At 56.1% G+C, this 25,511-nt stretch carries 26 protein-coding genes and 3 pseudogenes; 11 read left to right on the top strand and 18 right to left on the bottom strand.

Features of this window, described 5'->3' with window-relative positions:
• The first annotated feature begins 1 nt into the window (after window position 1).
• The 5 genes from AC1RBR_RS17555 (at window position 2) to AC1RBR_RS17575 (ending at window position 4,016) form a co-directional block, all read left to right on the top strand.
• On the top strand, window positions 2–868 hold the full coding sequence (locus AC1RBR_RS17555) for a copper resistance protein B (RefSeq protein ID WP_492565802.1): 867 nt from the start codon (window positions 2–4) through the stop codon (window positions 866–868).
• Window positions 869–900: 32 nt separating this feature from the next.
• Window positions 901–1,275, top strand: coding sequence for a copper homeostasis periplasmic binding protein CopC (gene copC / locus AC1RBR_RS17560; protein WP_492565804.1), 375 nt, complete (start codon window positions 901–903; stop codon window positions 1,273–1,275).
• Between the two features lie 3 nt (window positions 1,276–1,278).
• Window positions 1,279–2,148 carry a copper homeostasis membrane protein CopD gene (copD, locus tag AC1RBR_RS17565; RefSeq protein WP_492565806.1) on the top strand — a complete coding sequence of 290 codons (870 nt, stop codon included), beginning with the start codon at window positions 1,279–1,281 and terminating at the stop codon, window positions 2,146–2,148.
• A gap of 58 nt (window positions 2,149–2,206) precedes the next feature.
• Complete coding sequence (locus tag AC1RBR_RS17570; RefSeq protein ID WP_492565808.1) at window positions 2,207–2,992, top strand: transporter substrate-binding domain-containing protein; 786 nt, start codon at window positions 2,207–2,209, stop codon at window positions 2,990–2,992.
• Window positions 2,993–3,350: 358 nt separating this feature from the next.
• Complete coding sequence (locus AC1RBR_RS17575) at window positions 3,351–4,016, top strand: TIGR02466 family protein (RefSeq protein ID WP_166497887.1); 666 nt, start codon at window positions 3,351–3,353, stop codon at window positions 4,014–4,016.
• A gap of 13 nt (window positions 4,017–4,029) precedes the next feature.
• On the opposite strand, the gene AC1RBR_RS17580 is transcribed toward AC1RBR_RS17575, so the two are convergent.
• Window positions 4,030–4,530, bottom strand: coding sequence for an Lrp/AsnC family transcriptional regulator (locus AC1RBR_RS17580; RefSeq protein ID WP_492565810.1), 501 nt, complete (start codon window positions 4,528–4,530; stop codon window positions 4,030–4,032).
• Window positions 4,531–4,649: 119 nt separating this feature from the next.
• Between AC1RBR_RS17580 and AC1RBR_RS17585 the strand changes: the two genes are divergently transcribed.
• The 3 genes from AC1RBR_RS17585 to AC1RBR_RS17595 all read left to right on the top strand — a co-directional run bounded on the left by AC1RBR_RS17585 (window position 4,650) and on the right by AC1RBR_RS17595 (window position 8,349).
• Window positions 4,650–5,684, top strand: coding sequence for a histone deacetylase family protein (locus AC1RBR_RS17585; RefSeq protein WP_492565812.1), 1,035 nt, complete (start codon window positions 4,650–4,652; stop codon window positions 5,682–5,684).
• A gap of 50 nt (window positions 5,685–5,734) precedes the next feature.
• Window positions 5,735–6,787 carry an ornithine cyclodeaminase gene (gene ocd, locus AC1RBR_RS17590; RefSeq protein WP_492565814.1) on the top strand — a complete coding sequence of 351 codons (1,053 nt, stop codon included), beginning with the start codon at window positions 5,735–5,737 and terminating at the stop codon, window positions 6,785–6,787.
• Window positions 6,788–6,933: 146 nt separating this feature from the next.
• A complete protein-coding gene (locus tag AC1RBR_RS17595; protein ID WP_095139943.1) occupies window positions 6,934–8,349 on the top strand; it encodes an amino acid permease in 1,416 nt (471 codons plus the stop codon).
• A gap of 59 nt (window positions 8,350–8,408) precedes the next feature.
• Here AC1RBR_RS17595 and rimA read toward each other — a convergent pair whose 3' ends face one another.
• From rimA to AC1RBR_RS17615, 4 genes and pseudogenes are all read right to left on the bottom strand, one after another.
• Window positions 8,409–9,188 carry a S6 modification regulatory phosphodiesterase RimA gene (gene rimA, locus AC1RBR_RS17600; RefSeq protein WP_492565816.1) on the bottom strand — a complete coding sequence of 260 codons (780 nt, stop codon included), beginning with the start codon at window positions 9,186–9,188 and terminating at the stop codon, window positions 8,409–8,411.
• A gap of 135 nt (window positions 9,189–9,323) precedes the next feature.
• Entirely contained in the window at window positions 9,324–10,196 is an 873-nt protein-coding gene (locus tag AC1RBR_RS17605; RefSeq protein ID WP_410477721.1) for a methyl-accepting chemotaxis protein, read from the bottom strand.
• A pseudogene (locus AC1RBR_RS17610) lies at window positions 10,182–11,258 on the bottom strand (methyl-accepting chemotaxis protein); the annotation flags it as partial. The pseudogene AC1RBR_RS17610 and the gene AC1RBR_RS17605, both read right to left, overlap by 15 nt.
• A 447-nt stretch (window positions 11,259–11,705) precedes the next feature.
• Window positions 11,706–12,068 carry a DUF6124 family protein gene (locus AC1RBR_RS17615; protein ID WP_041065943.1) on the bottom strand — a complete coding sequence of 121 codons (363 nt, stop codon included), beginning with the start codon at window positions 12,066–12,068 and terminating at the stop codon, window positions 11,706–11,708.
• Window positions 12,069–12,646: 578 nt separating this feature from the next.
• Between AC1RBR_RS17615 and AC1RBR_RS17620 the strand changes: the two are divergent.
• Window positions 12,647–12,912: pseudogene (locus AC1RBR_RS17620) on the top strand (phage late control D family protein); the annotation flags it as partial.
• On the opposite strand, the gene AC1RBR_RS17625 reads toward AC1RBR_RS17620, so the two are convergent.
• Window positions 12,890–13,480 (bottom strand): HNH endonuclease, encoded by a 591-nt coding sequence (locus AC1RBR_RS17625; RefSeq protein WP_492565818.1) that lies wholly within the window; start codon window positions 13,478–13,480, stop codon window positions 12,890–12,892. The pseudogene AC1RBR_RS17620 and the gene AC1RBR_RS17625 sit on opposite strands and share 23 nt — an antisense overlap.
• A gap of 655 nt (window positions 13,481–14,135) precedes the next feature.
• Window positions 14,136–14,333 (bottom strand): annotated as a pseudogene (locus AC1RBR_RS17630) (site-specific integrase); the annotation flags it as partial.
• A gap of 334 nt (window positions 14,334–14,667) precedes the next feature.
• On the opposite strand from AC1RBR_RS17630, the gene AC1RBR_RS17635 reads away from it, so the two are divergent.
• Window positions 14,668–14,886: a hypothetical protein gene (locus tag AC1RBR_RS17635; RefSeq protein WP_492565820.1), complete on the top strand. Its 219-nt coding sequence runs from the start codon at window positions 14,668–14,670 to the stop codon at window positions 14,884–14,886.
• A 124-nt stretch (window positions 14,887–15,010) separates the two neighbouring features.
• Here the strand turns inward: AC1RBR_RS17635 and AC1RBR_RS17640 are convergent, their stop codons facing one another.
• The 7 genes from AC1RBR_RS17640 to AC1RBR_RS17670 form a co-directional block, all read right to left on the bottom strand.
• The gene (locus AC1RBR_RS17640) at window positions 15,011–15,442 is read right to left on the bottom strand and encodes a hypothetical protein (protein ID WP_492565821.1); all 432 of its coding nucleotides are present in this window, start codon (window positions 15,440–15,442) and stop codon (window positions 15,011–15,013) included.
• Window positions 15,435–16,748, bottom strand: coding sequence for an AAA family ATPase (locus AC1RBR_RS17645; protein ID WP_492565823.1), 1,314 nt, complete (start codon window positions 16,746–16,748; stop codon window positions 15,435–15,437). The genes AC1RBR_RS17640 and AC1RBR_RS17645 overlap by 8 nt, the downstream gene beginning before the upstream one ends.
• A 694-nt stretch (window positions 16,749–17,442) precedes the next feature.
• A complete protein-coding gene (locus tag AC1RBR_RS17650) occupies window positions 17,443–17,601 on the bottom strand; it encodes a hypothetical protein (protein WP_492565825.1) in 159 nt (52 codons plus the stop codon).
• A 2-nt stretch (window positions 17,602–17,603) separates the two neighbouring features.
• Window positions 17,604–18,125 (bottom strand): hypothetical protein, encoded by a 522-nt coding sequence (locus tag AC1RBR_RS17655; protein ID WP_492565826.1) that lies wholly within the window; start codon window positions 18,123–18,125, stop codon window positions 17,604–17,606.
• Window positions 18,126–18,827: 702 nt separating this feature from the next.
• Complete coding sequence (locus tag AC1RBR_RS17660; RefSeq protein ID WP_226500362.1) at window positions 18,828–19,043, bottom strand: hypothetical protein; 216 nt, start codon at window positions 19,041–19,043, stop codon at window positions 18,828–18,830.
• A gap of 299 nt (window positions 19,044–19,342) precedes the next feature.
• Entirely contained in the window at window positions 19,343–20,620 is a 1,278-nt protein-coding gene (gene umuC, locus AC1RBR_RS17665) for a translesion error-prone DNA polymerase V subunit UmuC (RefSeq protein ID WP_492565829.1), read from the bottom strand.
• Window positions 20,613–21,038: a LexA family protein gene (locus tag AC1RBR_RS17670; RefSeq protein ID WP_083366702.1), complete on the bottom strand. Its 426-nt coding sequence runs from the start codon at window positions 21,036–21,038 to the stop codon at window positions 20,613–20,615. The genes umuC and AC1RBR_RS17670 overlap by 8 nt, the downstream gene beginning before the upstream one ends.
• 93 nt (window positions 21,039–21,131) lie before the next feature.
• Here AC1RBR_RS17670 and AC1RBR_RS17675 point away from each other — a divergent pair, with 93 nt between their 5' ends.
• Window positions 21,132–21,815 carry an SOS response-associated peptidase family protein gene (locus AC1RBR_RS17675; RefSeq protein WP_492565831.1) on the top strand — a complete coding sequence of 228 codons (684 nt, stop codon included), beginning with the start codon at window positions 21,132–21,134 and terminating at the stop codon, window positions 21,813–21,815.
• 523 nt (window positions 21,816–22,338) lie between these two features.
• Here the strand turns inward: AC1RBR_RS17675 and AC1RBR_RS17680 are convergent.
• The 4 genes from AC1RBR_RS17680 to AC1RBR_RS17695 all read right to left on the bottom strand — a co-directional run bounded on the left by AC1RBR_RS17680 (window position 22,339) and on the right by AC1RBR_RS17695 (window position 25,452).
• Window positions 22,339–23,133 carry a DNA adenine methylase gene (locus AC1RBR_RS17680; RefSeq protein WP_492565833.1) on the bottom strand — a complete coding sequence of 265 codons (795 nt, stop codon included), beginning with the start codon at window positions 23,131–23,133 and terminating at the stop codon, window positions 22,339–22,341.
• A 150-nt stretch (window positions 23,134–23,283) separates the two neighbouring features.
• A complete protein-coding gene (locus AC1RBR_RS17685) occupies window positions 23,284–23,826 on the bottom strand; it encodes a lysis system spanin subunit (RefSeq protein WP_492565835.1) in 543 nt (180 codons plus the stop codon).
• Window positions 23,808–24,371, bottom strand: a complete 564-nt coding sequence (locus tag AC1RBR_RS17690; protein ID WP_492565836.1) for a glycoside hydrolase family 19 protein — start codon at window positions 24,369–24,371, stop codon at window positions 23,808–23,810. Before AC1RBR_RS17690 ends, AC1RBR_RS17685 begins: the two co-directional genes overlap by 19 nt.
• 34 nt (window positions 24,372–24,405) lie before the next feature.
• Window positions 24,406–25,452 (bottom strand): phage late control D family protein, encoded by a 1,047-nt coding sequence (locus AC1RBR_RS17695; RefSeq protein WP_492567255.1) that lies wholly within the window; start codon window positions 25,450–25,452, stop codon window positions 24,406–24,408.
• Window positions 25,453–25,511 lie beyond the last annotated feature (59 nt).

Raw genomic sequence — 25,511 nt, forward strand, 5'->3', positions numbered from 1 at the left:
CATGACTCAATTCGCAGCGTTCTCCTTGTTAATCATCGGCAGCTCCGTCATGGCCGCCGACGACATGCAAGGCATGGATCACAGTCAGATGCCCGGCATGGATCACTCGATGCAGAGCATGGACGACGGCATGATGCAGCCCGCCGCGCCGACTGAAAGTCGCACGCCGATCCCGGTGCTGACCGACGCCGACCGCGCCGCCGTGTTCGTCAGCCCCGCCGGCCATCAGGTGCACGACAGCGTGATCAACAGCTACTTCCTCGCCGACAAACTCGAATGGCAAAACGCCGATGACGGCAGCGCTTTGGCCTGGGATCTGTCCGGCTGGATTGGCGGCGACATTGATCGCCTGTGGCTGCGCTCCGAAGGCGAACGCAGCAACGGCAAGGCCGAGGACGCCGAGCTCCAGGCATTGTGGGGCCACGCGATTTCGCCGTGGTGGGACGTGGTCAGCGGCGTGCGTCAGGACTTCAAACCCGGCGCCCCACAAACCTGGGCCGCGTTCGGTGTGCAGGGCATGGCGCTGTACAACTTCGAAGCCGAGGCCACGGCGTTTCTCGGCGAAGGCGGACAAAGCGCACTGCGGCTGGAGGGCGATTACGACATTCTGCTGACCAACCGGCTGATCCTGCAACCCACCGCCGAACTCAACGTCTACGGCAAAAACGACCCGCAGCGGGGCCTCGGCTCCGGCCTGTCAAACACTGAAGCCGGCCTGCGCCTGCGCTACGAAATCCGCCGCGAATTTGCGCCGTACCTCGGCGTGACGTGGAACCGCACCTACGGCAACACCGCCGATTACGCCCGCGAGGAAGGCGAGAATCGCAGCGAAGCACGGCTCGTGCTCGGTGTGCGGCTGTGGTTCTGAATTCCCACTGAAAAACACCCCGGAGGTCTTGCATGCGCACGTTGAATATCACCCTTGTACTCGCCAGCGGATTGCTTCTGAGCAGCCTCGCTCAGGCTCACCCGAAACTGCTGTCATCAACCCCGGCCGAAGGTGCCGACGGCGCGGCACCCGACAAGATCGAACTGCACTTTTCCGAAAACCTGCTGACCCGGTTCTCAGGCGCCAAACTGGTGATGACCGAGATGCCCGGCATGGCCCATTCGCCGATGCCGATGAAGGCCAGAGTCAGCGCCGGCAGCGACCCGAAATCGATGCTCGTCACCCCGCTCGCGCCATTGCCCGCCGGCACCTACAAAGTCGAGTGGCGCGCGGTGTCGTCCGACACGCACCCGATCACCGGCAACGTCACGTTCAAAGTGAAGTGAGCGATGGCTGAGCTGATCAACATCATTCTGCGCCTGGCGTTGTATGTGGATTTGTTGCTGTTGTTCGGGGTGGCGCTGTTTGCGCTATACAGCGTTAACGCGCCGCTGCGTTTCAAGCCGCTGTTGCGTGGATTAGCGTTGATCGGGGCCCTGCTGTCGGTGGCTGGGCTGCTGCTGATGACGAGCGCCATGAGTGGCGAAACCGAACTCGCCGCACTCTGGCCGCATCTGCAGATGATGCTGCTGGAAACGGACGTCGGGCTGGCGTGGGCACTGCGCATGATTGCGCTGATCGTGGTGCTGGTTCAGCCGGGGAAGTGGCTCGCGTCAATGGCCGGCGCGGTCGCCCTCAGCTCCCTCGCCTGGAGTGGGCACGGGGCAATGGACGAAGGCTGGCTGCGACTCTGGCATTTCCTCAGCGACATCCTGCATTTACTGGCGGCGGGGGCATGGTTGGGCGGCATGCTGGCGCTGGTGCTGCTGACGCGGGATGGTGTGGATGAAGCGCGGACTCGCCTGCTGGCTGCGGCGGTGAAACGCTTCGAGTGGATCGGCGCGGCGATTGTGCTGACGCTGTCGGTGAGCGGCGTAGTGAATTACCTGTTCATCGTCGGCCCGAGGCTGGACGACGTGCTGCTCGGCACCTATGGGATGTTGCTGGCGATCAAGGTTTTGCTGTTTGCCGCAATGCTGGTGCTGGCGGCGCTGAACCGCTTTCACCTTGGGCCTGCGCTGGAGCGATCCATACGCGATGGACAGCACGTGATCGCGGCGAATGCACTCAGGCGCAGCGTGCTGCTGGAACTGGGCCTGGCCCTGCTGATCGTGGCGTTGGTGGCGTGGCTCGGCACGTTGAGTCCGGACTCGGGATGACACCCGCGAAGGCCTTTCACTACACTGGCTTACCGTCCTCTGCAGAAGCCCGATGTCCATGACCATTCTAAAAAGCACGATGATCCTTTGCGGCGCGCTGACCCTGGCCGCCGGCGTTCAGGCGCAGGAAAGCCCTTCGCACCTCGACAGCATCCAGCAACAAGGCCAACTGCGCGTCTGCACCACCGGCGACTACAAGCCCTACACTTTCAAGCGCCCCGACGGCGACTTCGAGGGCATCGACATCGCCATGGCGCGCTCGCTGGCCGACAGCCTCGGGGTCAAGGTCGAATGGGTGCAGACCACCTGGAAAACCCTGATGCCGGACATGCAGGCCGGCAAGTGCGACATCGGCATGGGCGGCATTTCGGTGACGCTGGAGCGGCAGAAAAAAGCCTACTTCAGCAACACCCTCGACAGCGACGGCAAGATCCCGCTGGTGCGCTGCGCCGATGTCAGCAAGTACCAGACCGTCGAGCAGATCAACCAGCCCAACGTGCGTCTGGTCGAACCCGCCGGCGGCACCAACGAAGCCTTCGTCCACGCCTTCCTGCCCAAGGCGCAACTGGCGCTGCACGACAACGTGACGATCTTCCAGCAACTGCTCGACAACAAAGCCGACGTAATGATCACCGACGCGTCGGAAGCGCTGTATCAGCAGAAACTCAAACCGGGGTTGTGCGCGGTGAATCCGCACCAGTACATGCAGTACGGCGAGAAGGCGTACCTGCTGCCGCGCGATGACATCAGCTGGAAACTGTACGTCGATCAGTGGCTGCATTTGAACAAAGTGACTGGCAAATATCAGCAGGTCCTTGGCGAGTGGCTTGCGCTGCCGCAGTAATCTCCCAGGCACAAACACTTGTGGCGAGGGAGCTTGCTCCCGCTGGACTGCGCAGCAGGCCTTCTTTTGAGGGGCCGCTTCGCGCCCCGGCGGGAGCAAGCTCCCTCGCCACATTGATTCTCAGCCAGGAAATCTATCAATCGTCATGCAGCATCCCGGAACTGTCAAAGACGAATGGCGGAACAAGCGCCCTGCACTGGCGCCGGCAATCGAACGGATCAACGCCGCTTGATTGACACCAAAATCGCGTCAATTCCGACATTTACAATAACCCCATCGGGTTTAACAAAGGTTTACATCAACTGGTTTTTTCATTCGGTATCGTTATTGCAACTCACCGAAAGGAATCAAACGTCAAATGCAGTCGGGCACCCAACTGGTCAATCCAGAACTGATAAAAATTCGACGACTGTTCGCAACCCCATTGGCGAGTATCCAGTACCCGGGTGCAGAAAAACTCAACGCTGAGTTGAAAGCCATCATCTCCAATCACATGGCTCAAGATCGCAACGGTACCCAACGCAGCAACGACGGCGGTTGGCAGTCCGCCAATGACTTCGCAAATTGGGAAGGAGATGCCTGCAAAGCGCTGGTTAAATTCGCCAAAGCATTCGCCGGCCAACTCACCGCCGTTCATAGCGACCTGTATGGACTGACCGAGCCGCACTTCGAATGGAAGCTCAACGCCTGGGTCAATGTAAATGAAGCTGGCCACAGCAACTCACTTCATGGCCACCCCGGCGCGTTCTGGTCCGGCGTTTACTGGGTAGATGCCGGCGGACGAGAAGATGACCCGATCGTCGACGGTGACCTGGAATTCATCGACCCGCGCGGAATGGTTGCCTCGACCTACAACCCGGCCTTGCGTATGAGAGTCGAAGACTGTCTGACTGCCGGCTTCAGCACGGTCTGCGCCGCCAAAAGCGGAACCTTCATCATGTTTCCCTCATGGCTGATGCATTCGGTAAGACGTTTCGAAGGGAAGAGGCCACGAATATCCATCGCGTTCAATTTTGGAACTTGAGACGCCCGCCCCCTCAGTCCTTTACCGGCCTGGGTATCGCAATACGGCTACTGGTCTTGACCTCGCGCAATGCCAGGCTGGACTGGATCGACGCAATACCCACCTGGCGCCTGAGCACTTGCTCGATGAAATCGCTGTAGCTATCCAGATCCTCGGCCAGCACCTGCAACACATAATCGGCATCGCCGGTGATCTTGTGACAGGACAGCACCTGGGGCAGTTGCGCAATCACCGTCTCAAAGGCGTCCGGCGCATGATCGGCGTGGGTGGAAAAACGGATGTGCACGAACGCCATGATATCCAGCCCGAGCATGCGCCGATCAAGGTTGGCCTGATAGCCCTTGATCACCCCGGCCTCCTCCATTCGCTTGCGCCGTCGCCAGCACGGCGTAAGGCTCAGTGAAAGCCGCTCACTGAGTTCAGCGTTGGAAATACTGGCGTCTTCCTGCAGCAACTCAAGAATCGCCAGGTCGGTCTCGTCGAGACTGATGCGTTTGGATATTTTTTTCTGCATGACGTCGATCCTGAGTAAAAACGCCCGAATAATTTACTGAATCAAGAAAACAAAGCAAAGAAAGCGCAGGTCAGCCGGAACAGAATATTTGCACTGGCCCACATTAACGGATGCGCAGAATGTTTACAGTTTTCAGTGATTCCCATCGGTTGCACCACGGCACCGAATTGAAAGATGGCGTGCTCAAACCGTCGTTCGAACAACCGAGTCGGGCCGATACCGTGCATAACCGCGTCAAACAGGTCGGCCTGGGGCAAATCGTCGAACCACGCGCGTTTGACCGCTCGTGCTACGTCAACGCGCACAGCGAGCGCTACGTCAGTTTTCTGGAAAATGCCTGGAGCGAATGGTGCGCAACCGGGCGCACGCACGATGCTTTGCCGCTGGTCTGGCCGGTGCGCGATCTGGGCAACGAGCAAGTGCCGACGTTCATCGATGGCAAGCTCGGTTTCTATGCCATGGATGCCGGTTCGCCGATCACCGCCACGACCTGGCAAGCGGTGAAAACCAGCGCCGATATCGCCCTCACCGGCCTCGCACTGATCGATGAAGGCCATGACAGCGCCTTTGCCCTCTGCCGCCCGCCCGGCCATCACGCCGCGCGCGAATACATGGGCGGTTATTGCTACCTCAATAACGCCGCGATTGCCGCGCAACAGGCCATCACCCAAGGCGCCAAACGTGTCGCGGTGCTGGACGTCGACTTCCACCACGGCAACGGCACCCAGAACATTTTCTACCAGCGCAGCGATGTCATGTTCGTGTCGCTGCACGGTGAGCCCGCGGTGTCCTACCCGTACTTTTCAGGTTACAGCCACGAAGTCGGCGCGGGTGTCGGCGAGGGTTACAACCTCAACTACCCGTTGCCGAAAAACACCACCTGGGAGAGCTACCGCAACGCCCTGATCCACGCCTGCAAAAAACTCCAGCAGTTCGCACCTGAAGTGCTGGTGATTTCCCTGGGTGTCGACACGTTCAAGGACGACCCCATCAGCCACTTCCTGCTGGAAAGTGAGGACTTCATCGGCATCGGAACGCTGATCGCCAGTGTCGGCTGCCCCACCCTGTTCGTGATGGAAGGCGGCTACATGGTCGATGAAATCGGCATCAATGCGGTGAACGTGCTGCATGGTTTCGAGAGCAAACGCAGCTGAACCATCCCGCGCTCTACAGCCTTTCAATGTCTGAACCGGAGAAAAAGAACATGACGCTTTTTATAGATGTCGATGACGCTACACGCCTGTTCACCCAAGTCGGTATCCGCCGCGCCATTCGCGAAATGGCAAGCTACATCGAAGCGGACTACGCACGCTGGGCGCAGTTTGATAAATCGCCGCGCACGGCCAATCATTCGGCAGACGGCGTGATCGAGCTGATGCCCACCGACGACGGCCAGCAGTACTCGTTCAAATACGTCAACGGCCACCCGAACAACGGTCAACAGAATTTGCTGACGGTCATGGCCTTCGGTCTGCTGGCGGATGTGCAGAGTGGCTATCCGACCCTGCTCAGCGAACTGACCTTGACCACCGCCGTGCGCACCGCTGCCACCTCCGCGCTGGTCGCTCAATCGCTGGCTCGCCCGGGCTCGACATCGATGGCCCTCATCGGCAACGGAGCCCAGAGTGAGTTTCAGGCACTGGCCTTTCATGAAATGTTGGGCATCAGCGAAATCCGCATCTTCGACATTGATCGCGACGCCTCACTCAAGCTGAAGCACAACCTCGCCGCGTTCCCGCAGATCGACGTGATTCTGGCCAGCTCGGTGAAGGACGCGGTCAAGGGTGCGGACATCGTCACCACGGTCACCGCCGACAAAACCTACGCAACGATTCTGACACCCGAGATGATCGAGCCCGGCATGCACATCAACGCGGTCGGCGGCGACTGCCCGGGTAAAACCGAACTGCATGCGGAGATCCTGCGCAACGCTCGGGTCATCGTGGAATTCGAGCCGCAAACGCGCATTGAAGGCGACATTCAGCAGTTGGAAGCCGACTCTCCAGTGGTCGAATTTTTCCGGATCGTGCAGGGCGAAGTTCCCGGCCGCGAGAGCGATACGCAGGTGACAGTCTTCGACTCTGTGGGTTTTGCCTTGGAAGATTTTTCGTCACTGCGCTACCTCAACGACCTGGCTCAGCAACAGCAAATCGGCCAGCGTATCCACCTGGTACCGACGCCCGCCAACATCAAAAACCTCTTCCAGTTGCTGGAGCTGCAACCGGCACCCGCCTCGCGTCTGCGCACCGTCAGTTGATTCGGTAATGGCCGCCCCCCCGGCGACTTGGCGGGGGGCCATTCACCGTTCCGGCATCGCCGTGATTAGCCGCTGCCGCTCTAACAAGAACGCTCGACACCTACTTTCTGCCAAAACTCAAAAACATAAAATCAAGAGGTTTTGCAATGAAATCGAACCCTTCCGGGCTGCTTGAACAGCCCGCGCTGCAGCGCACGCTCAGCAATCGTCACATCCAGTTAATGGCCATGGGCGGTGCCATCGGTACGGGTCTGTTCATGGGTTCCGGGAAGATCATCGCCCTCTCCGGGACGTCGATCATCCTCATCTACATGATCATCGGCCTGTTCGTTTTTTTCGTCATGCGAGCCATGGGCGAGATGCTCCTGTCCAACCTGAACTTCAAAACCTTTGCCGATTTTGCCGGCGCCTACCTTGGCCCGCGCGCGGCCTTCTTCCTCGGCTGGTCGTATTGGTTGAGCTGGAGCGTGGCAGTAATCGGCGATGCGGTTGTGGTCGGCGGATTCTTCCAGTACTGGTTTCCCGATGTCCCGGCGTGGATACCCGCCGTCGGCATGCTGGCGACATTGTTCGCGCTCAACGTGCTGACGGTCAGGCTGTTCGGTGAGGTGGAGTTCTGGTTCGCGATCATCAAGATCATTGCCGTCGTGACCTTGATCGGCGTCAGCACCGTGCTGATTGCCAGCTCGTTCGTGTCCCCCAGTGGTGTCACCGCGTCCCTGAGTCACCTGGTGGATAAACAGGCAGCTTTCCCTAACGGCCTGTTCGGCTTCTTTGCCGGATTTCAAATGGCGATTTTCTCCTTCGCCGGCACCGAGTTGATCGGCACCGCTGCCGCCGAAACCCGCTCTCCGGAGAGGACCTTGCCCAAGGCCATCAACTCGATTCCGCTGCGGATCATCCTGTTCTACGTGCTGGCATTGACCTGCATTATCGCCGTGACGTCGTGGCAGCAGGTTTCTCCGGTCAAGAGCCCCTTTGTCGAACTGTTTCTCGTGGCAGGGTTTCCCGCGGCCGCCGGTATCGTCAACTTCGTAGTACTGACATCGGCGGCATCATCGGCCAACAGTGGCGTGTTTTCATCGAGCCGCATGCTGTTCGGCCTGGCCAACCAGCACAACGCTCCGGGCCTGTTCCGGCGACTGTCGGGCAACAGCGTGCCGCTGCTGAGCCTGACGTTCACCACGCTGCTGATGCTGATTGGGGTGCTGGTGCTGTTCATCGTTCCGGAAGTCATGACCGCCTTCACCATCGTCTCCACCGTGTCGGCAATTCTGGTGATTTTCACTTGGTCGACCATCCTCGCGTCTTACATTGCCTATCGCAAAAAACGCCCGGACCTGCATACGAAGTCGGCTTACAAAATGCCCGGTGGCGTACCGATGGCGTGGTTCTCCCTGGCGTTTCTGGGCTTTGTGCTGTGCTTGCTGGCATTGCGACCTGACACCCGGATTGCCCTGATGGTCATGCCGGGATGGTTCGTATGGCTGGCGATTGCTTACCAGTTGACCCGCTCAAGGCAGACGAAATCTGCAGTTGAGTCGGCGAGCCAGTTTGGCTGACCCTGCACGCCTGAGCCGTCACCTGAACCTGACGGCTCAGGCTCAACAACGTGCCCCCGTCAAATCGGCTGCCACGCCTGCGCAGGAATCTGCGCCATTGCCTCGAACGCCGGTTTGGCGAACCAGAATCCCTGCATCAGATAAATCCCGCAATCGGCCAAAAAGTCCCGTTCCTCCGGGTGCTCGATGCCCTCGGCAATCACCTCGATCCCCAGTTCAGTACACATGCCCACCACGCCCCGCACAATCGCCTGACGCACGCGATCACGGTGGATATCGCGGATCAGCGCCATGTCCAGTTTGATCAGATCCGGCTGAAAGTCCGCCAGCAGATTCAACCCGGAATACCCCGCACCGAAGTCATCAATGGCCGTCTTGAAACCAAACTCGCGATACTCCCGCAGGATGTTCATCAAGTGCTTGTTGCTTTCGACGTGCTCGCCCTCGACCGCTTCGAAGATCAACCGATCGAGCGGGAACGCATGCGCGCGGGCCGCCTCCAACGTGCTGCGGATGCACAGGTCCGGACGATAAACGGCGTTGGGCAGGAAGTTGATCGAGAGGAACCCGGTGAGCCCCAACTGCGCGGCTGTGGAGATCGCCCGCACGCGGCACAGTTGATCGAAGCGATAGCGGTTCTGGTCATCGACCTGCTGCAGAACCGATAGCGCCCCTTCGCCCTGCACGCCCCGGACCAGCGCCTCGTGGGCGAAGGTCGATTGATCACGCACATCGACAATCGGCTGGAACGCGAAGGAGAACGCCATATCGGCCTCGCCTTTTTGCCGGCATCCTTGGCATCCCCCGCTGGGCTGGGGGAAAATTGGTGTATTGGTCATGACGCCCCCTGAGAGCGGGTTGCAACCATCCATGGCCCAGAAAAAATAAATGCACGGACCGGGTGGCGCCGCTTGGCGGCCCCCGCTTATACAGGCTGACCGGTCAATTCCGGCCAAGTTCATTGCGAAATGCCATCAGGTGCGGAAATGCGCCGTCATGCGTTGCAAGTCCTGCCCGAGCGACGCCAGTTCAATGGTCGCGGCAGCGCTTTCTTCGCTGGCGACGGCCGACTGATCGGCCACATCGCGCACACTGACGATGCTGCGATTGATCTCATCGGCCACCGCACTTTGCTGCTCGGCGGCGGCGGAAATCTGCAGGCTCATTTGCTGGATCGTGCCGATCGAATGGTTGATCTCGGTGATCGCCTGCTCGGCCTTCTGCGCCAGCACCACGGTGTCCAGCGTGCGCTCGCGGCTGGATGTCATCAGCGTAGATGCCGCTTGCGTGCCCTGCTGCAACGTGACAATCAGCGCTTCGATTTCCTTGGTCGAATCCTGGGTGCGCTGCGCCAGCGAGCGCACTTCATCGGCAACCACCGCGAAACCACGGCCCTGCTCCCCCGCCCGCGCCGCTTCAATCGCCGCGTTCAGCGCCAGCAAATTGGTCTGCTCAGCGACTGCCTTGATCACATCGATGACCTTGCCGATCTGCTCGCTGTCCTGGGACAGCACGTTCATCGCCGCGCCTAAGTCTTCGATCGCCACCGACAATTCACTGATCTGCACGGTCGCCTGCTTGACCACCGCACTGCCGTGACGCGCCTGCTGATCGGCCAGGGTCGCGGCGGCGGATGCGTCGGTGGTGTTGCGCGCTACCTCCTGCACGGTCGAGGCCATTTCGTGCATCGCCGTGGCGACCTGATCCACCTCGACTTTCTGCTGGCGCACACCGGCGCTGGTCTGCTCGCTCATCGCCGAAAGCTTCTCGGCCGACGTCGAAATATGTGTCACGCCGTTACCGATCCCCTGCACCAACGTGTTCAGGCTTTGCGCCATGTCCTGCATCGCGTTTTGCAGATCGCCCAACTCATCCTTGCGGCTGGATTTGGCTTGCACCGTCAGATCGCCCTTGGCAATCCGTCGCGCCAGCTCCACCGTCAGCGCCAGCGGCCCGGTGATCTGCCGCGAGATCAGCACCGCAGCCAACAGACCGACCACCAGCGCCAGCACCGTCAGCACGGCAATCTGGATAAACGCACGCTGTTGATCGTCCCGCGCCAGACGCTGCTGCGTGTCCATCAGGCCGGTCATGATGCTGTCCATCGCCTGGCTCTGTTGATCGACCTGCTGACGCAGGCTCTGCTTCTGCTCGAACAGCGCGGCGACCTGCACCAGCACCTCGCGATAACGGCGCATCCCGGCCTGCGCCTCTTCAAGTTGACTCGACAGAGCCGCCGGCAACCCGCTGCGCGCCTTGCTCATGTCGGCCAGGAAGGCATCGGTGGTGTCCAGCAGCACCTGCTTGTTGGCCTCGCTCGGCACGGCGATATAACGCCGCAACATCAGACGAAACATCGTCATGCCATTGCGCAGATCCGCCACCGTGCGCAAATCCGCCACCCGCGCGCTATCAGCAGACGCCAACGCGCTGGCCGTGGTGCTCTCGAACATGCTGTTGAAGGTCTCGGCGTACTTGTCCGACATCGCCCCCAACGGTTTCAGCGCATCGCTGGTTGCCTTGTCCGCCTCGACCAAGCGCTTGACCTGCTGATCGTAAGCCAGCGTGGTGTCCTGCAAACGCTTCAACGCCTGCTGGTTCTCCGCCCGCGTCAGGGTCTGCAACGCCTTGGCGATCAGCCCTTGCAACACATTCAGCTGCGACTGATAAGCCTCGGCATAAGCGACATCCGCCGCCGCTTCGTACTGCTTCTCCGACAGCCGCATGTCCTGCGTCGCATCGTTGAGCGTGCCGATCAGACGCGTGGTGCCCAAGCGATCAACCAGCACATTGCTGCTGCTATAGCCAATGAACGCCACCGCCCCCACCGCCAGCAAAAGAACGCCAAACCCGGCCCCCAACTTTCGGGAAACCTTGATGTTGCCCAGGAAATTCGATGCTTCTGCCATGTTCAGCCTCTAACGCTCTGACGCGATTCAGCGTCAGGCACAAAAAGTAGATCTCTGATAACCGGAGTTACCGCTCATATTCGGGGTCGTCGTCCTGGGCGAAATACGGGCAGCTTCCACTGACCCGGCTGCAACAACCTGACGCGAAAAGCCGTACCGACGGCCCACGCACCAGCGGACAAATCCAGGACTCACACTGGATTTATCGTTTCAGCAAAGGTGTTGGAACGGATGCTATAAACTTTGGGAAAAGTTGTACAACTTTATATTTTTGTACAATCGTTGAACTTTTTTGAGCGCGTGATGACGCATTGCCATCATTTTTTGTGGCACATCGCTATTGCTGCGGAAACAGGCTGAAACCCGCCATTTTGGACGGTTGTTTTGCGCATCGAATGAACGCCCTCCGCGACCACGACCTGGCCGCTCGCCACGGAGGGCAGCGCTCTACGCCTTCAACTCGACGTTATCCAGCGCCTGATTCACCGCCAACTCCCCCAACATCACCACCTGCGCAATGCCCAGCAGCGTCTTGCGGTGCGAGACATCCAGCAACGCGGCGAAATCGTTGAGCATGGTCGTGGCGGAACCCAGGGATTCGCTGGCGTTGGCGAGCAGAGATTCGGTGTCGTAGGCCGGGTTGGCGAGGAACATCGGTTTGGATTGATCACCGCTGGCCATGATCTGGCTGGCCGGGGTGAGGTAGTGATCGAGGGCGCGCTCGGCGGCTTCGTGGAGTTTGCGGGAATCGAGGGATTCGTAGGGGGATGCGGGGTTGGTTTCTGGGGGATTCGGTGTTGGTTTGAACATAGATGGAGCCTCTAGTGCGAATACTAAAAGGAGCCATCACCCTCGCTACCAAACGATAGGTGGCGGCCATACGCGGGTTGGTAGACCGGTCGCACTAGAACCCGGCGCCCACGAATGAGCCCCACGCATGACCACCATGAAATCGGAGTCCTGGGAAGGACTGCACACGGTGACGCCATGAGTCTAGAAACGAAACGGGCTACCAAACCCGATCACTGTTCTGCAGTGACACAGGGACGATAGAACCCGCGAGCTAGACGCACAAGCCGGCGGATTCTGTCTTAGGTGTAGGGGGAGGCGCAAGGTGGTGTAGGAGCGGAACTGCGACAATAGTCTTCATTTAAACAGCTACAATTTTTTTGGTTGGAACGAACTCGACTAGCACAATGTTTCAACCTGACACCATTATCCTGTGCAGGAAAAGGCTTGTGCATTTTCTTCAAGCACTGATCGCGGCTCTCCGAAAATGAATTGGATGGATTAACAACAAGCAGCTCTAGAATAACGGCTTAGAGCAACGCCTTTTCCCTATCGTACCAATCTGGTCCCCACATCCTCTCACTGACCTCACGTAGCGGGATAGCGGGCAAACGGCTAGCACACAGCTCCCCGATCTGTGCCGGAGGATACCGTTGAGGATCTGGGGGAAGAGAGCAAAGGGAACTTCACGGGTATCATCGCGTACTACCGCGACAACAAGACCGGGAGGGAAAAGACGGTGACGGCTGGAGATCAGAGCAAGCCGAGGCGGTTGCGGTGGTTGTACTCAAGTGAGAGGACGGCAAAGCGTGCTGTCGATCAAGAGTGGTCAAAACTCCAATCTAAAAGAACTCCGGCAAATTAGCTTTCAAAATAGCCAGCGACATCGCCTCCGGTGCACGAAACCAGATGTTGTAAGCCATCAGCAACCCTGTTATTTCCTTGTCTTGGACTTTCCAATAAAGATGTTCAAAGCCTTGGACCCTGACGAAAAACCTCAGCATCTCATTGCTGAAGGCATAAAACTCGTCGTGATCTAGGCCGAAAGCTTCTGCTGACTCAAGCAGTTTTAGGTAGTAAAACGCGACCTCGTCTTGATCATCACCACCTTGCGCCCCTATTGGCAAACTCAAATCAGGTCGCCCATTGAATCCCTCATGTGCGATCTTGTGACATTGATAGCAAAGCGTGACCCCATTGCCGGTTTCGTATCTAGCATGTGGAAGCAAGGTCCTTCTGAAAACATGATGCGCCTGAATCCGATCATCAGAGCTGCACACTACACATTGCTGGCCGTCTCTAGCCCTAATGAATCGACTCCAAAGCGACAAACACCACCTGTCAGATCGCTTGTTTAAGACCGCGATATGTAATCTTTCCCTGAGCCTCCTCAACTGCTCCTGATCAATTACAGGTCCTCCAGAACAACTCATCCTTCACTCCTTGGTCATCAAACGCTCGTTACTCCGGCCACCTTAACGAAATGTCCTCCCAATCAAAAAAATATTTCCAATTGAAAAAACCTCAAAGGTGGCGAGTTTGGCAAGTGGCTATGACTCGAATCCATCCAATGAGAGGAAAAATTTTGGAAAGTCAAAAAGCCCCACTCTCTACTTTTGAGCCTAAAAAGAAAAAACGAAATCCTCCATGGACACGGGACGAGTTGGTTCTCGCCCTTGACCTCTATCTCCGACATCGACTGTCATCGCCCCAAGATCCTCATCAAGAGGTTGCTGAACTCTCCACTTTCCTAGGCCGAATGGGAAAATTACTCGGCATCGCTAGTCAGGAGACGTTTCGAAATGAGAATGGCGTGACCATGACAATGAGTAACTTGAGTCGACTTTATCCAGCGTACACCGCTGACGGTAGAGTCGGCCTGCAGGACGAAACCCAAGTGGCAGCGGCACAGAGGCTACCACGGACGCCTTCAACGTCGGCGATGACGTGACTTTCGTCCCTGCCACAGCACCGGACAGAGCGTCAGTCTCAGCTTTCGCGAAGGGAAGATCACCGAGATCGATAGCGGTATTGCGACCGTCAAGCTTCGCAATGGCCACACCAGTAAGAAGCCATTGAAAAAACTCACCCTTGCGGCCTCGCCCGCTCGATCGCACCTGGTTCATCCAGTTCCGATTCACGCTTACGCGCCCAAACCTGCGCAGCCTGTTTCCGGGCGAAGGTCTGGCTCTCTTGGTAGACTTGCACTCCATCACGCTTGATGCGGATCTGAGCGGTGTAGCTCACAGACCCATCCGCCAGTTTTCTTGCCCTGATAGCTGCCATATCGAAAGTGGTACGCGTCAGTTTTGAAGTGGTACATCGTACCACCGAGACCTGAAAAACGCCTGAAAACGCCCTAAAACACGCCGACAACACGTTGAGTAAAATGTTACAGAATCAGAGCCTTAGCCCAGTAAAACCAATGCCTACGCTGTCTCGGCGCTTTAGTGTTGCACCCATGATGGATTGGGCGTAGCACCTCGCCTGCCCCCCGGCCAGCCTCGTTAATTCTTTGAAAACCCACTGCTTTGTAGCAATTTCTAAGCATGCAGCAATTAGTACCCACAAAAGGCACTACCAGTACTATGCTTTTTCTTTTTCGAAAGAGATCAATTCGATGGCAGACGAATATTCGTTAGCGGATGTGCTGGAGAGGTTGTACCAGAATCAGCTCGGTCTAGAAGCGGCCTTGATGGAGCTTACGCTTCGTGCTGAACAGCAAGGCTTGGCCGAAGTCGGCGACAATGTTCGGGGCGCCTTGTGGGTGATTGGCGAAAATTCTGGATACATTAAGCAGGGACTGGCCAAACTGAAGGGGAAATACAAGGATCTTTAATGCTTACATTACTTGAGTATTAAGAGCCTATGCACCGCCTAGTGCGATCAATTTTATCGTAAGTTTTGATGAGAATTTTATGCTTCGCATATCGCCTGTCACACGATATGCGAGGCTCTAAATATTAGTTTTGTGATGGCCAGAATTTATGATCGCGATCTAGGAAAACTATATAGAAGATATTATCTCTCAAGAATCCTGCTACACGTTGCTTTTGTCCACCAATATTCCTAATCACACCCCAGTTTTCATCTTTGGATAAGTCTGCCGGGCAGGAAAAGTGCGTATTTTCAGCAGGAGGAAAATTTCTGTAGTTCGTTACAGATTTCTGTGTCTGCAGCTCGGTTATATTAACCGTACTTATATGATGTAGTTTCGCAAAAAATGGACCTAGTAGACTTTCATTTGCCCATGTTGCTAATGACTGACCAACATCATCACAGTCCTTAAAATACTTGAAACTAAAACTCAAATACTGGTCGCGCTTCAAAGGTTGAGCATCGCGGGTATTTTCGCGCCTTGTAGCGCCCTTTAATGGGCTAGACCTCTTATTCATGGTCGGCCCCCATAAGTTGATCAATACTTTCAAAGGAGTTGAATAGAGGGATTGCTCCGAATGCCCCCTCTAAATAATCGTCACCATAGTTACTCTTAAGAGTGCGGGATTTTTCCTTGTATTCCACAAGAGAATAAAGTTCGCTTGCTCCCTCTTCGTCCTTATCCACAAACCAAACCTGGTCGCGTCTAAAGCACTCGGTATCCATGAGATTGACATCTTGTACAGCTGCAATTATTTGGGAGCCTTGAATGCTCTCGGCGTGAAATATTTTAAAAAGATGCTTGGATAATAGAGTATGAAACTTTGAGTCAAACTCATCAATTATGAGGCGTTCACCCGTCATCATCGCATCATATATTGGGCCAAGGATATTTATGAGCTTACGAGTCCCTTCAGACTCTAAAGATAAAGGGAACTCAACTTCATGACTATCCACTTTTTTTACTACAACCAAATCCGTTCTGCTGATTTTTTTTATTTTTTGAAACTCTTTGAAACTATCTACCAATTTTCGCATGGAGTCATCGGTAGTATCGATGTTATCTAGACGCGAGTCAGATGCTTCATCAACAACCTTTATATCCGATATCTGGAAGGCTTTCAGAATTTTGAGGAGCCACGTTCGAAATTTCGGATCGCTTTTGATTTGAGAGTGCGTGAAGGTACTGTAACGCGAGTCTGTAATTCCGTTTAAAACATGCGTCTTTTTAAACCAATCAGTGATGAGAGTTGCGTGTTCACCGTCGAAACCAGAAACAACCGAGATAAATGGCACATCAACTCGGGTCTTTTCAAGAACACCTTTTTTTACAAATATATCAGCTTCGGAGAAGCTAGACTTATTGTAGTCAATAGACATTCCATTGCGTTCAAAGAGCATCGTCTCTCTTGTCTGAGGCGTATAGTAAAGCCACTCCTCGATTATCTCGCCGCTTCGAACACTGAGGCCGTATCTGTATTTTACACTTTTAACGAAAAACACCATTTCAATTTCAGAGGGTGCTTCGAAGTTTTCCTCTCGCAAAAGATACGGAATAACACTTCTTGTTACGCTAGTCTCAATGTTTGGTATAGAACTTAGAACAATCTCCTTCATTATGTTGATTGCTTTAATTAAATTGGATTTACCACTCGCGTTAGCGCCGAAGATAAGAGCAGATTTCAATACTCTGTCTTCTGAATTCTCAATTTTTTGGATGTTTAATTGGTTGATATCGTCCTTCTTGGAATCTGAAGCCAGCATGCTCAGATTCTGGGTATCACGAAATGACAATATGTTAGACAAAGAGATGTTGGCGAGCATTAAGTCCTCGATTTTTTTGATTCTTAACGACAGAAATCGCTCAAAAAAAGCTTTTTCCCGTATTAGGTTTCAGATTATCAGCTTCTTCAGGGAACGCAAGGGTTCATGAGCCGGGCACAGAAACGGAGTATCGCGGTGCCTGATCACGCCTATGTTTCGTTTCGGAGAATTGTTTTGAAAAAAAAACAAAGCGTACTCAGCTGAGGATGCCCATCCGTGACCGATTGCCGACTTTCGAAAACGCTATAGAGATCCACCCTAGGTTCAATCGGCCTCCACACCTGACCCTGGTGTGGAAGCTGTTCTTGGCAATCTTGGTGCGAGGACTGAACCGGTGCGTCTTCATTGGACACAACAGACAGCGACATTAGAAGGTTTCTTTCACCTGCAATCATTGACTGCCGGAATAGGGATTCGAACCCCTGCCTAAGTCCGCACAGACCGCTTCAGGCCAGCAAATCAGGAGTGAAACCCGTTAACTGATGGCATGTCGCGGCCTATTCCGGCCCACGATCTGCCCTAAATTTGCCCTAAAACAATCCGCGCCTACAGATACTCGACCATGACGCGCAGCTCCACCAGAGTGCGCAACACTGCTTCGTGAATGCCTTCGCCGATCACTGTTCGTGCTCCTGACGCCGCGCCGTGGCCGCTGCCTCGAAGATCCTATACAAACCTTCGATACTGGCCGCGTTCAGTACCTTGACCGTCTCCAGGCCCAGCACAAAACCTTCGGCGCACTGGCGCGAAACAGATCGTCCGCCGTGTGCGCCAGGGCAATTTGGTGCAGCAGTTTCAGGGTTTGCACCTCCACCGCGTTCGGCAGGTTCAGTGCCGCCAATGTATCGGCCATGCTCACTCCCATTTCCAACCGTTGGTGTTCGCCGACGACTCTGGCGTCAGCTCGAATTGCCCGACCTGAATCAGCAGCCAGCCGCTGGCCGGTTCGTTGCAGCCGTCAATCATTTGCCCCTGCACAAGGTGCCCGTCAGGCAGGATCATCCGCAGCAGGTTGGCCGCCTTGGGTCCTTGTAGATACTGCTGCAGTTCAATACGAACGCACCCACTACCGGCATCGCTCAAGCGCACCGGACATTCGAGCGTCGTCCGCTCAATCGGTGTCTGCCCTAGGTGATGGGCGATCACGGCGACGGTAGCCAAGCCTTCATAGACGTACAACATGAACGGTGTTCCCTGTTCGAAGAAGTGGCTGAATGCATCGACCAGACAGTGAGGGAATGGTAGACCAGCAAGGTAGGAAGTGGTTTCCACGCTGCCATAAAAAGGCCCCCACACCCGTGTCAGGTGTGGGGGCCGATTGAACATAGGCTGGAATTCAATGTATCGGTCATCACGCCCGTGATCGACCACAACCATCCAAAAAGTCTCACTTAGAAAGAAGGGCAATTTGCCCTTATCAACTTTAGCTGAGCAACTCAGCATGGCGGTTGGTCGGTTGTGTTCCTTGGATGTGCCGGTCTGGCTGCCATCTGGCTGGCCTTTGCTGATACCATGCGATCTGTCTCAGACAAAACATAATTGAGCAGATTTTGTTGCTTGGCTTTATCGCCAAGCACAAAAAACCCCGTCCCGCGAGGGACAGGGTCTGGCGTTGTTGTAGGGGGAAGACTTGCCGGTACTAGCCCTACAACGACTAAACCGATGCCATAGGCAGTGGTCGTGAGCGAAGTGTGGGCTATCGGGTATAGTATTACAATACCGTAATAGCTGTTGCCGGATATCTGGCACTCGCTCTCGTCGCTCTTGCCTTGGCGTTCTTTTAAGGAATCAGCCATGAGCGAGTCAAAAAAACGCCGTGTTCGGCGTCGCACACCGCAGCACCTAAGGACAGTCCACGTCAGCGCCTATAGCCGCAATCGCTTTGGGCACCGGGAGAGCGTGTGTGAGCATTATCGTAGCCCCCCTTGGACCCAGTTGATATTTGAGTTCTAGGTGGTAGAGGGGTAGGAAACTACCCCTTCCCCACGGAGAGCCAAGACTTTGATCGTCCGTTTTTCCCCAAAAAATGGGTTGCGTGTCCATCAGTGGACCACTGCTGTCTAACAGCGTTATTCCCTACTACTGTCGCAGCCGCATAATCGCATCTGTAATCGCTTTTGCGTTTGCATCCAGGGTTTCCAAAGCCCCGACAGCATTATCCGCAACAGTCCCTACGCCATTAGCTGCAAGCCATGCGGTGACCTCCTCTATTGCGGCCGCCAAGGCATGTTGGTTATGCAGAAGCAATGTCAGAGCATCTGCCGCGGCAACGTTTGATTGTGAGTCAGATGGCATGGAAGTCGTCCTTGAGGGTGGGCTCGAAAAAGCCTAGCTCATCGCGTCGGCGGCGAAGGTCATTTAACCATTCGGCGGTCTCTATTTACGCACCAAAACAGTGCCCCAGTCCCATCTCAGTCCCATATGGCCTTTTTTCAGGCACCAAAAACCACAAACCCCCGACTTTCTCTAGGAAAATCAGGGGTTTGCGTTTACTGAATATGGCGGTGAAGGAGAGATTCGAACACTCAATACGTGTGCGGCAATGGCAAACACTAAGACACGTATTCGGTAAACCGCCGCCAAGCGGCCGCTCATTATCGACAGTTTACTGTCCACAATTGGTCCAAGCGCGTTGTATAGCTTTGACTCATCATCTCCCGTCGCATGCACCAATCTGGATTGATTGGCACACTGGCAGTCCGAAGGGTTCCCCTCCCCCATCGCTCATTGATTTCGTCCAGTACCGCCATCACTTTTGTGGCATCAGTAGGCTGAGAAATGGCGAACAGATCATCCGTGTACTCACCCGGTTGGCAGAGATTCAGTAGCAAGACTTCCGCTTTGCTGTAACTGAAACCAGGGCGGAACACACGGTCAAGTGCATCGACGGCCGCCTTCGTTAGTAGCCGCACGTCATCCGTTGGGTAGGGCAGATCGATCACTACACCGTTTGCGTATTTAGCCTCATCGGGATTGAACATTCCGGTGCGGATGCTGACCCGGATTTTCTTGCAAAGCGACTTTTGTGCCCGGAGTTTTTCCGATGCCCGCATCATGTAGGTCGCCACTGCCTCCTTCATCGGTGGCAGCTCCTTCAGTCTTTTGCCGAACATCCGGCTGCAGCAGATCTCCTGCTTGGGCGGATCTGGCTCATCCAGCTCCAGGCACGGTGTGCCGGCCAATTCCCGGGCGGTTTTCTCGATCACTACACTGAAGTTTTTTCTCAACGTCCACGGGTCTGCTTTGGCCAGATCCATGGCGGTCTTGATACCCATGCCGTCGAGGTGCACTTTCATGCGCCGCCCTACTCCCCACACCTCCGCTACGGCTGTGTTACGCAGCACCCAGTCGCGCTTGATTGGGTCGCAGATGTTCACGACGCCACCGGTTTGCGCCTGCAGGCGTTTTGCGGTGTGGTTGGCCAACTTGGCCAAGGTCTTGGTATGCGCGATACCGACACCGACAGGTATACCCGTGCAGCGCAGTACTTGGCTGCGGATCTTGCGGCCGAGACTGTCCAAGTCACTGATGCCAGTAACGTCGACGAAGGCTTCGTCGATGCTGTACACCTCAACGTCCGGTACCATCGACTCGATCAGGGTCATAACGCGTTCGCTCATGTCGCCGTACAGCGCGTAGTTCGATGAGAAAGGGATAATGCCGTGCTGCTTGAGCTTGTGCTTGATCTGGAAGTACGGCTCGCCCATTTTCACGTAGGGCTTGGCATCGTAGCTCCGAGCGATGACGCAGCCATCGTTGTTCGACAGCACCACGATGGGCACCTTGGCCAGGTCAGGTCGGAACACGCGTTCGCAACTGGCGTAGAAGCTGTTGCAATCGATTAGGCCGAATACCGGCGTTACTTTAGACATGGCTACGTACGCTGCCGATGATTACGCCCCATATGGCCAGCTCATCACCTTCCAACACATAGCGTGGCGGATACTTGGGGTTCTCAGACAATAGGATCACTTCCTTTCCGCGGACGCACAGTCGTTTACACAGTGGATCATTGTTCAGCAGCGCCACGACGATATGGCCATGGGCTGGCTCCAGCGAACGATCCACTACCGCCAGATCTCCGTCAAAAATGCCCGCACCCTGCATACTTTCCCCGGTGATTTTCACTAGGTAGACATGCGGGGCGCGGATGTTGAGCACCTCATCTAAGGAGATGTGTGCCTCAATGTGATCAGCCGCCGGCGAAGGGAAACCAGCGGGCACCTGGAACAAACAAAGAGGCAGCTTCAGGCCTACCTCGGCAATTGGGCCTAAAATTGAATAACTCATGACGCACGACTTCCAACACTGTACGAACATACAGTTAACTTTCAGAAGCGCTCGCGGTCAATTTCTGTAGGAAATATCTGATAGGCGGGCGATATGTGCGGGCGACTCTCACAGTACGACGGTATCCACGACTTTGTAGCGGCGTTAAGCATGCCCAACGCGCTAGTCAATCACACCGGCGACCAACCCTTCGAGCGCTACAACGCGGCACCTACCACCCAGCTGGCGATTTTCCATCAGGAGGGTCAGCACCTGCACGCTGACATGGTCCGCTGGGGGTGGCGTCCACACTGGGCGAAGGACCGCGCCGCACCGATCAACGCCCGAGTAGAGAAAGTCGCCCATGGCCCCTTCTTCCGTGCGATCTGGCCGCACCGGGCGATAATTGCAATCAACAACTGGTTTGAATGGGTGGATGAAGGGGAACCCAAGAAGCAGCCCTACTTAATTCGTCGACGAGACCGGGTGCCTATCCTTTGCGCCGCAATTGGACAGTATCCCAATGCAGAGCGTCCACCTGGCGAGCACGACGGCTTTGTGATCATCACCGCGGACAGTGTTGGGGGAATGGTAGATATTCACGACCGACGTCCAGTGACGCTTTCGCCAGAATTGGCCCAGGAATGGCTAGACCCTGCCACCCCCAAAGAACGCGCCGAACAAATGGTCTTACAACAGGGCGAACCGACAGAGGCCTTCGAGTGGTTCAAAGTTGACCGAGCCATCGGCAATGTGCGCAATCAAGGGAAGGAATTGCTACAACCCAGAGAGGAATAACGCCAAAAAGAGAACTCTCACCTCTGGCGACTTAAAGACTTTATTTCTTTATTTCTTTATTTCGTTAATTCGTCATTTCGTTATTTCGCCAATTCGTCATTTCGCTAATTCGCTAATCCACCGCCATATCAATATCCCTCCGATATCCTTTGAATACTAAAATTTGCAATTCTCTAGCATCAAGCGCGAAGATGACGCCTCTCTATACACCCATTGCCCTATGACAGGGCGCTCCTATACACCCATGACCCTAGTACAAAGCTCTCCTACACACCCATTGCCCTATACGCGTTACACGGCCGTCTTAACGAGCTGAGACTTGACGAGACGTTACTATTAAAATTAAGGTACCACCCCAGCAACTTACTACTGCATTATCAAACGGCGCATTCCAGCGCCGCGACTTTACTTACTTTACGAGAAGCCAATGAAACACATTAGCTATGCGCGTCTGTGCCTAATTTTCGCAATTGAGTTAATTCGACTGCTTCAGCTTCTCGTTAAGAAAATCCCATGGTGATAGTTAAAACAATCCTCCTAATGCAGAGGGCAGCCAGTTCATGATCACCAGTTCTCCACTGATCTCAGCTTTCCCTTGCCTCTGATTGGTATTGGAGTAACGAATATCCAGTGTCTCGAAGTGGAAGCCTTCGAATACACGGCGAATATCCGGATGGTCGTTGATGCTGACCATCACTTTGCCTTTGCAGCGGCGCATGAAGTCGGCCATCCGTTCGTAGTTCACGAACGGAAAGTCCACGCCATAACCAGCGGTCTGCCAGTACGGCGGATCCATGTAGTGGAAGGTGTGGGCACGATCGTAGCGTTCGGCACATTCAAGCCAGGGAAGGTTTTCGACGTAGGTGCCGGACAGGCGCTGCCACGCGGCGGAGAGGTTCTCTTCGATGCGTAGCAGGTTGATGGCCGGTGCGGTGGTCGCCGTACCAAATGTCTGGCCCGAGACCTTGCCGGCGAAGGCATGGTGCTGCAGGTAGAAGAATCGGGCGGCGCGCTGGATGTCGGTGAGGGTTTCAGGGCGGGTCATCTTCTGCCATTCGAACACCTGGCGCGAACTGAGCGCCCATTTGATCTGGCGCACGAACTCTTCGAGGTGGTTCTGCACGACGCGGTAAAGCGTGACCAGGTCGCCGTTGATGTCATTGAGGACTTCGACCGGCGATGGCTGGGGCTTCATGAAGTAGAGCGCGGCACCGCCGGCAAAGACTTCAACGTAGCATTCGTGTGGCGGAAAAAGCGGAATGAGGCGGTCGGCCAGGCGGCGTTTGCCGCCCATCCAAGGGATGATGGGTGTAGACATTGATAGCAAGACCTTTACTGTATAGATAAACAGGTGCTAGGCTCGCCGCGCTTTGTGCACGGAGCAAGAGCCTTGGCTGGACTTGCAGGGACCATCTGCAGGGACGGCGGTCGATCCGGATGTTGACGCATCCGGACCGGCCGCTCTTTTTCACTTCGGTGTTGAGACTTCTTTGGCGTATGCCTGACAGGCCGCGAGGGCAATCAGCCCCCGGTCGCCGTCATCGGTGACGCCGATAATTCGTTGAGCATGCGCTGGGTCAAGTTCGGCTCTTGTGGAACCATGAACCACGCCGCCGGTGGCGGTGGAGGCTGACACCGATCCGTTGCCGGCGCCGCTGGTGGCGTCGAGTAGGACTGACAGGCGCAGATCAGCAGTGGCAAGGCGGTCGCGCAGGCGACTTTGATCACGTTGGACATCGCTCAAGGCTCGGTAATGGGTTTGTTCGCTGGCGGCCAGACGCTGCTCGAGCGCGAGGCGCTTGTCCTGCTCGGCACGCTGTTGCGCGGCCGTGGCCTGGGCCAACTGATTGAGGGTTTCGGTGTGTAGTCGGGACTGCTCGCTGAGGCGACTACCGTAGCGCCAGTCCTGCACCTGCCAGGTAATGACGGCGGACGTGCCGACCAAGCCGATCAGCAGCACCACCTTGCCCAGCAGCCGATAGGGCGCAGGTGTCAGGTCGCTGAGACGCATAAAACAGCCCTCGCCCGCCCCCAAAGTTCCAGCCGATCCTGCAGGCCATTGAGACCACCGTTGATCTTGCGGGTGATCGCATTGAATTCGTTCTGATCCGCGAGCGTGTTCAACCCATTCACCGACCAGAACCATGCCGCCGATTCAGCAGCCCACTGCGGCAACTCCAGCAGCTCTGGGGTACGCAGCAATCGCTCGTCGCCGAACAGTGCCAGGCTGCAGCGCAGGTAGTTGTCGTGGCCGGTCACCTGAATCAGCCCACGACCGCGATAACGCTGGCCATCGCCGTCCGCTGCCGGGGTGTTGCCCAGTTTTGCGGCCAGGGCACCGGTGTCGTATTTGCTCAGGTATTGATCGCCGCCCAGCTCCCGGACGTACTGCAACTGACCGGACTCGTGTCCGATTTGAGCCAGGAACGCGGCTTGGCGTTTCGGTGTGTTGATCTGTCGGTGCGCCATGGCAGCGTTGAGTGCAGATACAAAAACGCCCGCTTGGCGGCGGGCGTTGGGCATGATGCGTTGCAGTTGCTGTTCTGTCAGTGACATCGATGTCTCCTTGAGGTGTTGGGATGCGACGCGATTAGTTGAGCTGAACGACCTTCAGATCCTTCGCCGCTTTTTTCTTCTTGCCTTTGGCTTTCGCCTTGCCCTTCTTGCCCCCGTTACACTCGACTGTTGTGCTCCAGCCGGACTGGGTAAACACCTGCTCCACCGAATCGACCAGGTATTCGCCATCAAGCCCAACCTTGAAGCCTTGGGCGTTGATCGATCGTTCGGCAAACAGATCGGTGCGCCCAGGCATTTCCAGCCGGACGCCGGCAGTGGAGCGGTTGAACGCAGTGAGACGTGCCTGGGCTGCCGCTTCGGCGGCTGACTTGTTCGGGTAAATGTGGCGGTCGGCATGCACTGGCGGTAAGCCGTCCGGCGATTCGTCGTTGTCTAAAGTGACCACTGCGAGCTTTCCGGTCTTTTTATCCTGGTGTTTGGTCGATACCGCCTTGTGCGTGTTCCGATCACCGAGCCGAAACTGGAATCGACTCACGTCACCCCGTTGAATTGGTACTACACCGAAGCTCTTACCCGAGGCGCTCTGCCCGGCCTGGCGCGGCATGACCAGCAGCTTGCCGTCGGCGACCTTGGCCGTGCAGTCGTACTGCTTGGCCAGGCGCGTGATGAAATTGAAATCCGATTCGCTGAGTTGGTCAGCGCGAGGCACTTTGGTCTGCACCGGGCAGACCGCATGCCAGCCGTTGCGAGCGGCAACATCGGCAACGATCCGCGACAACGGCACATTTTCCCAACTGCCGCTACGGGTGGTCTTGCCACTGCCGCGCATGTCGCTGGCCTTACCGGTGATTACCAGCGTATCCGGCGGGCCAGATAGCTCAATCTCATCGACGACGTAACGGCCGATGCGGGTCAGTTTGGTTTCTGCATAGCCGAGGAAGATCTCGATGTTAGCTCCGCGTGGAGGCAGCACCACAGCGCCGTCGCGGTCGTCGATGCGCAACTCGAACTCGTCGGATTCCATGCCGGGCTTGTCGGTGGTCTTGAGCTGCAGCAGCCGATCATTGATCCGCTGGGTGATGTCGGCGCCGTCGGCCACGACGCAAAAGATTGGGGTCATCATTCCATCCAAATAGAAAGCCCGCACTGGGCGGGCCGATTGAATCATTGCGCTGCATA

The sequence above is a fragment of the Pseudomonas sp. GW823-FHT01D03 genome (assembly GCF_058798255.1).

What these genes read in the sequence shown, in the direction of transcription:
- AC1RBR_RS17555 (WP_492565802.1), top strand. Translation starts at nt 2, where the DNA reads ATGACTCAATTCGCAGCGTTCTCCTTGTTAATCATCGGCAGCTCCGTC.
- copC (WP_492565804.1), top strand. Translation starts at nt 901, where the DNA reads ATGCGCACGTTGAATATCACCCTTGTACTCGCCAGCGGATTGCTTCTG.
- copD (WP_492565806.1), top strand. Translation starts at nt 1,279, where the DNA reads ATGGCTGAGCTGATCAACATCATTCTGCGCCTGGCGTTGTATGTGGAT.
- AC1RBR_RS17570 (WP_492565808.1), top strand. Translation starts at nt 2,207, where the DNA reads ATGACCATTCTAAAAAGCACGATGATCCTTTGCGGCGCGCTGACCCTG.
- AC1RBR_RS17575 (WP_166497887.1), top strand. Translation starts at nt 3,351, where the DNA reads ATGCAGTCGGGCACCCAACTGGTCAATCCAGAACTGATAAAAATTCGA.
- AC1RBR_RS17580 (WP_492565810.1), bottom strand. Translation starts at nt 4,530, where the DNA reads ATGCAGAAAAAAATATCCAAACGCATCAGTCTCGACGAGACCGACCTG.
- AC1RBR_RS17585 (WP_492565812.1), top strand. Translation starts at nt 4,650, where the DNA reads ATGTTTACAGTTTTCAGTGATTCCCATCGGTTGCACCACGGCACCGAA.
- ocd (WP_492565814.1), top strand. Translation starts at nt 5,735, where the DNA reads ATGACGCTTTTTATAGATGTCGATGACGCTACACGCCTGTTCACCCAA.
- AC1RBR_RS17595 (WP_095139943.1), top strand. Translation starts at nt 6,934, where the DNA reads ATGAAATCGAACCCTTCCGGGCTGCTTGAACAGCCCGCGCTGCAGCGC.
- rimA (WP_492565816.1), bottom strand. Translation starts at nt 9,188, where the DNA reads ATGACCAATACACCAATTTTCCCCCAGCCCAGCGGGGGATGCCAAGGA.
- AC1RBR_RS17605 (WP_410477721.1), bottom strand. Translation starts at nt 10,196, where the DNA reads ATGCAGGACATGGCGCAAAGCCTGAACACGTTGGTGCAGGGGATCGGT.
- AC1RBR_RS17615 (WP_041065943.1), bottom strand. Translation starts at nt 12,068, where the DNA reads ATGTTCAAACCAACACCGAATCCCCCAGAAACCAACCCCGCATCCCCC.
- AC1RBR_RS17625 (WP_492565818.1), bottom strand. Translation starts at nt 13,480, where the DNA reads ATGAGTTGTTCTGGAGGACCTGTAATTGATCAGGAGCAGTTGAGGAGG.
- AC1RBR_RS17635 (WP_492565820.1), top strand. Translation starts at nt 14,668, where the DNA reads ATGGCAGACGAATATTCGTTAGCGGATGTGCTGGAGAGGTTGTACCAG.
- AC1RBR_RS17640 (WP_492565821.1), bottom strand. Translation starts at nt 15,442, where the DNA reads ATGAATAAGAGGTCTAGCCCATTAAAGGGCGCTACAAGGCGCGAAAAT.
- AC1RBR_RS17645 (WP_492565823.1), bottom strand. Translation starts at nt 16,748, where the DNA reads ATGCTCGCCAACATCTCTTTGTCTAACATATTGTCATTTCGTGATACC.
- AC1RBR_RS17650 (WP_492565825.1), bottom strand. Translation starts at nt 17,601, where the DNA reads ATGGCCGATACATTGGCGGCACTGAACCTGCCGAACGCGGTGGAGGTG.
- AC1RBR_RS17655 (WP_492565826.1), bottom strand. Translation starts at nt 18,125, where the DNA reads ATGGTTGTGGTCGATCACGGGCGTGATGACCGATACATTGAATTCCAG.
- AC1RBR_RS17660 (WP_226500362.1), bottom strand. Translation starts at nt 19,043, where the DNA reads ATGCCATCTGACTCACAATCAAACGTTGCCGCGGCAGATGCTCTGACA.
- umuC (WP_492565829.1), bottom strand. Translation starts at nt 20,620, where the DNA reads ATGTCTAAAGTAACGCCGGTATTCGGCCTAATCGATTGCAACAGCTTC.
- AC1RBR_RS17670 (WP_083366702.1), bottom strand. Translation starts at nt 21,038, where the DNA reads ATGAGTTATTCAATTTTAGGCCCAATTGCCGAGGTAGGCCTGAAGCTG.
- AC1RBR_RS17675 (WP_492565831.1), top strand. Translation starts at nt 21,132, where the DNA reads ATGTGCGGGCGACTCTCACAGTACGACGGTATCCACGACTTTGTAGCG.
- AC1RBR_RS17680 (WP_492565833.1), bottom strand. Translation starts at nt 23,133, where the DNA reads ATGTCTACACCCATCATCCCTTGGATGGGCGGCAAACGCCGCCTGGCC.
- AC1RBR_RS17685 (WP_492565835.1), bottom strand. Translation starts at nt 23,826, where the DNA reads ATGCGTCTCAGCGACCTGACACCTGCGCCCTATCGGCTGCTGGGCAAG.
- AC1RBR_RS17690 (WP_492565836.1), bottom strand. Translation starts at nt 24,371, where the DNA reads ATGTCACTGACAGAACAGCAACTGCAACGCATCATGCCCAACGCCCGC.
- AC1RBR_RS17695 (WP_492567255.1), bottom strand. Translation starts at nt 25,452, where the DNA reads ATGACCCCAATCTTTTGCGTCGTGGCCGACGGCGCCGACATCACCCAG.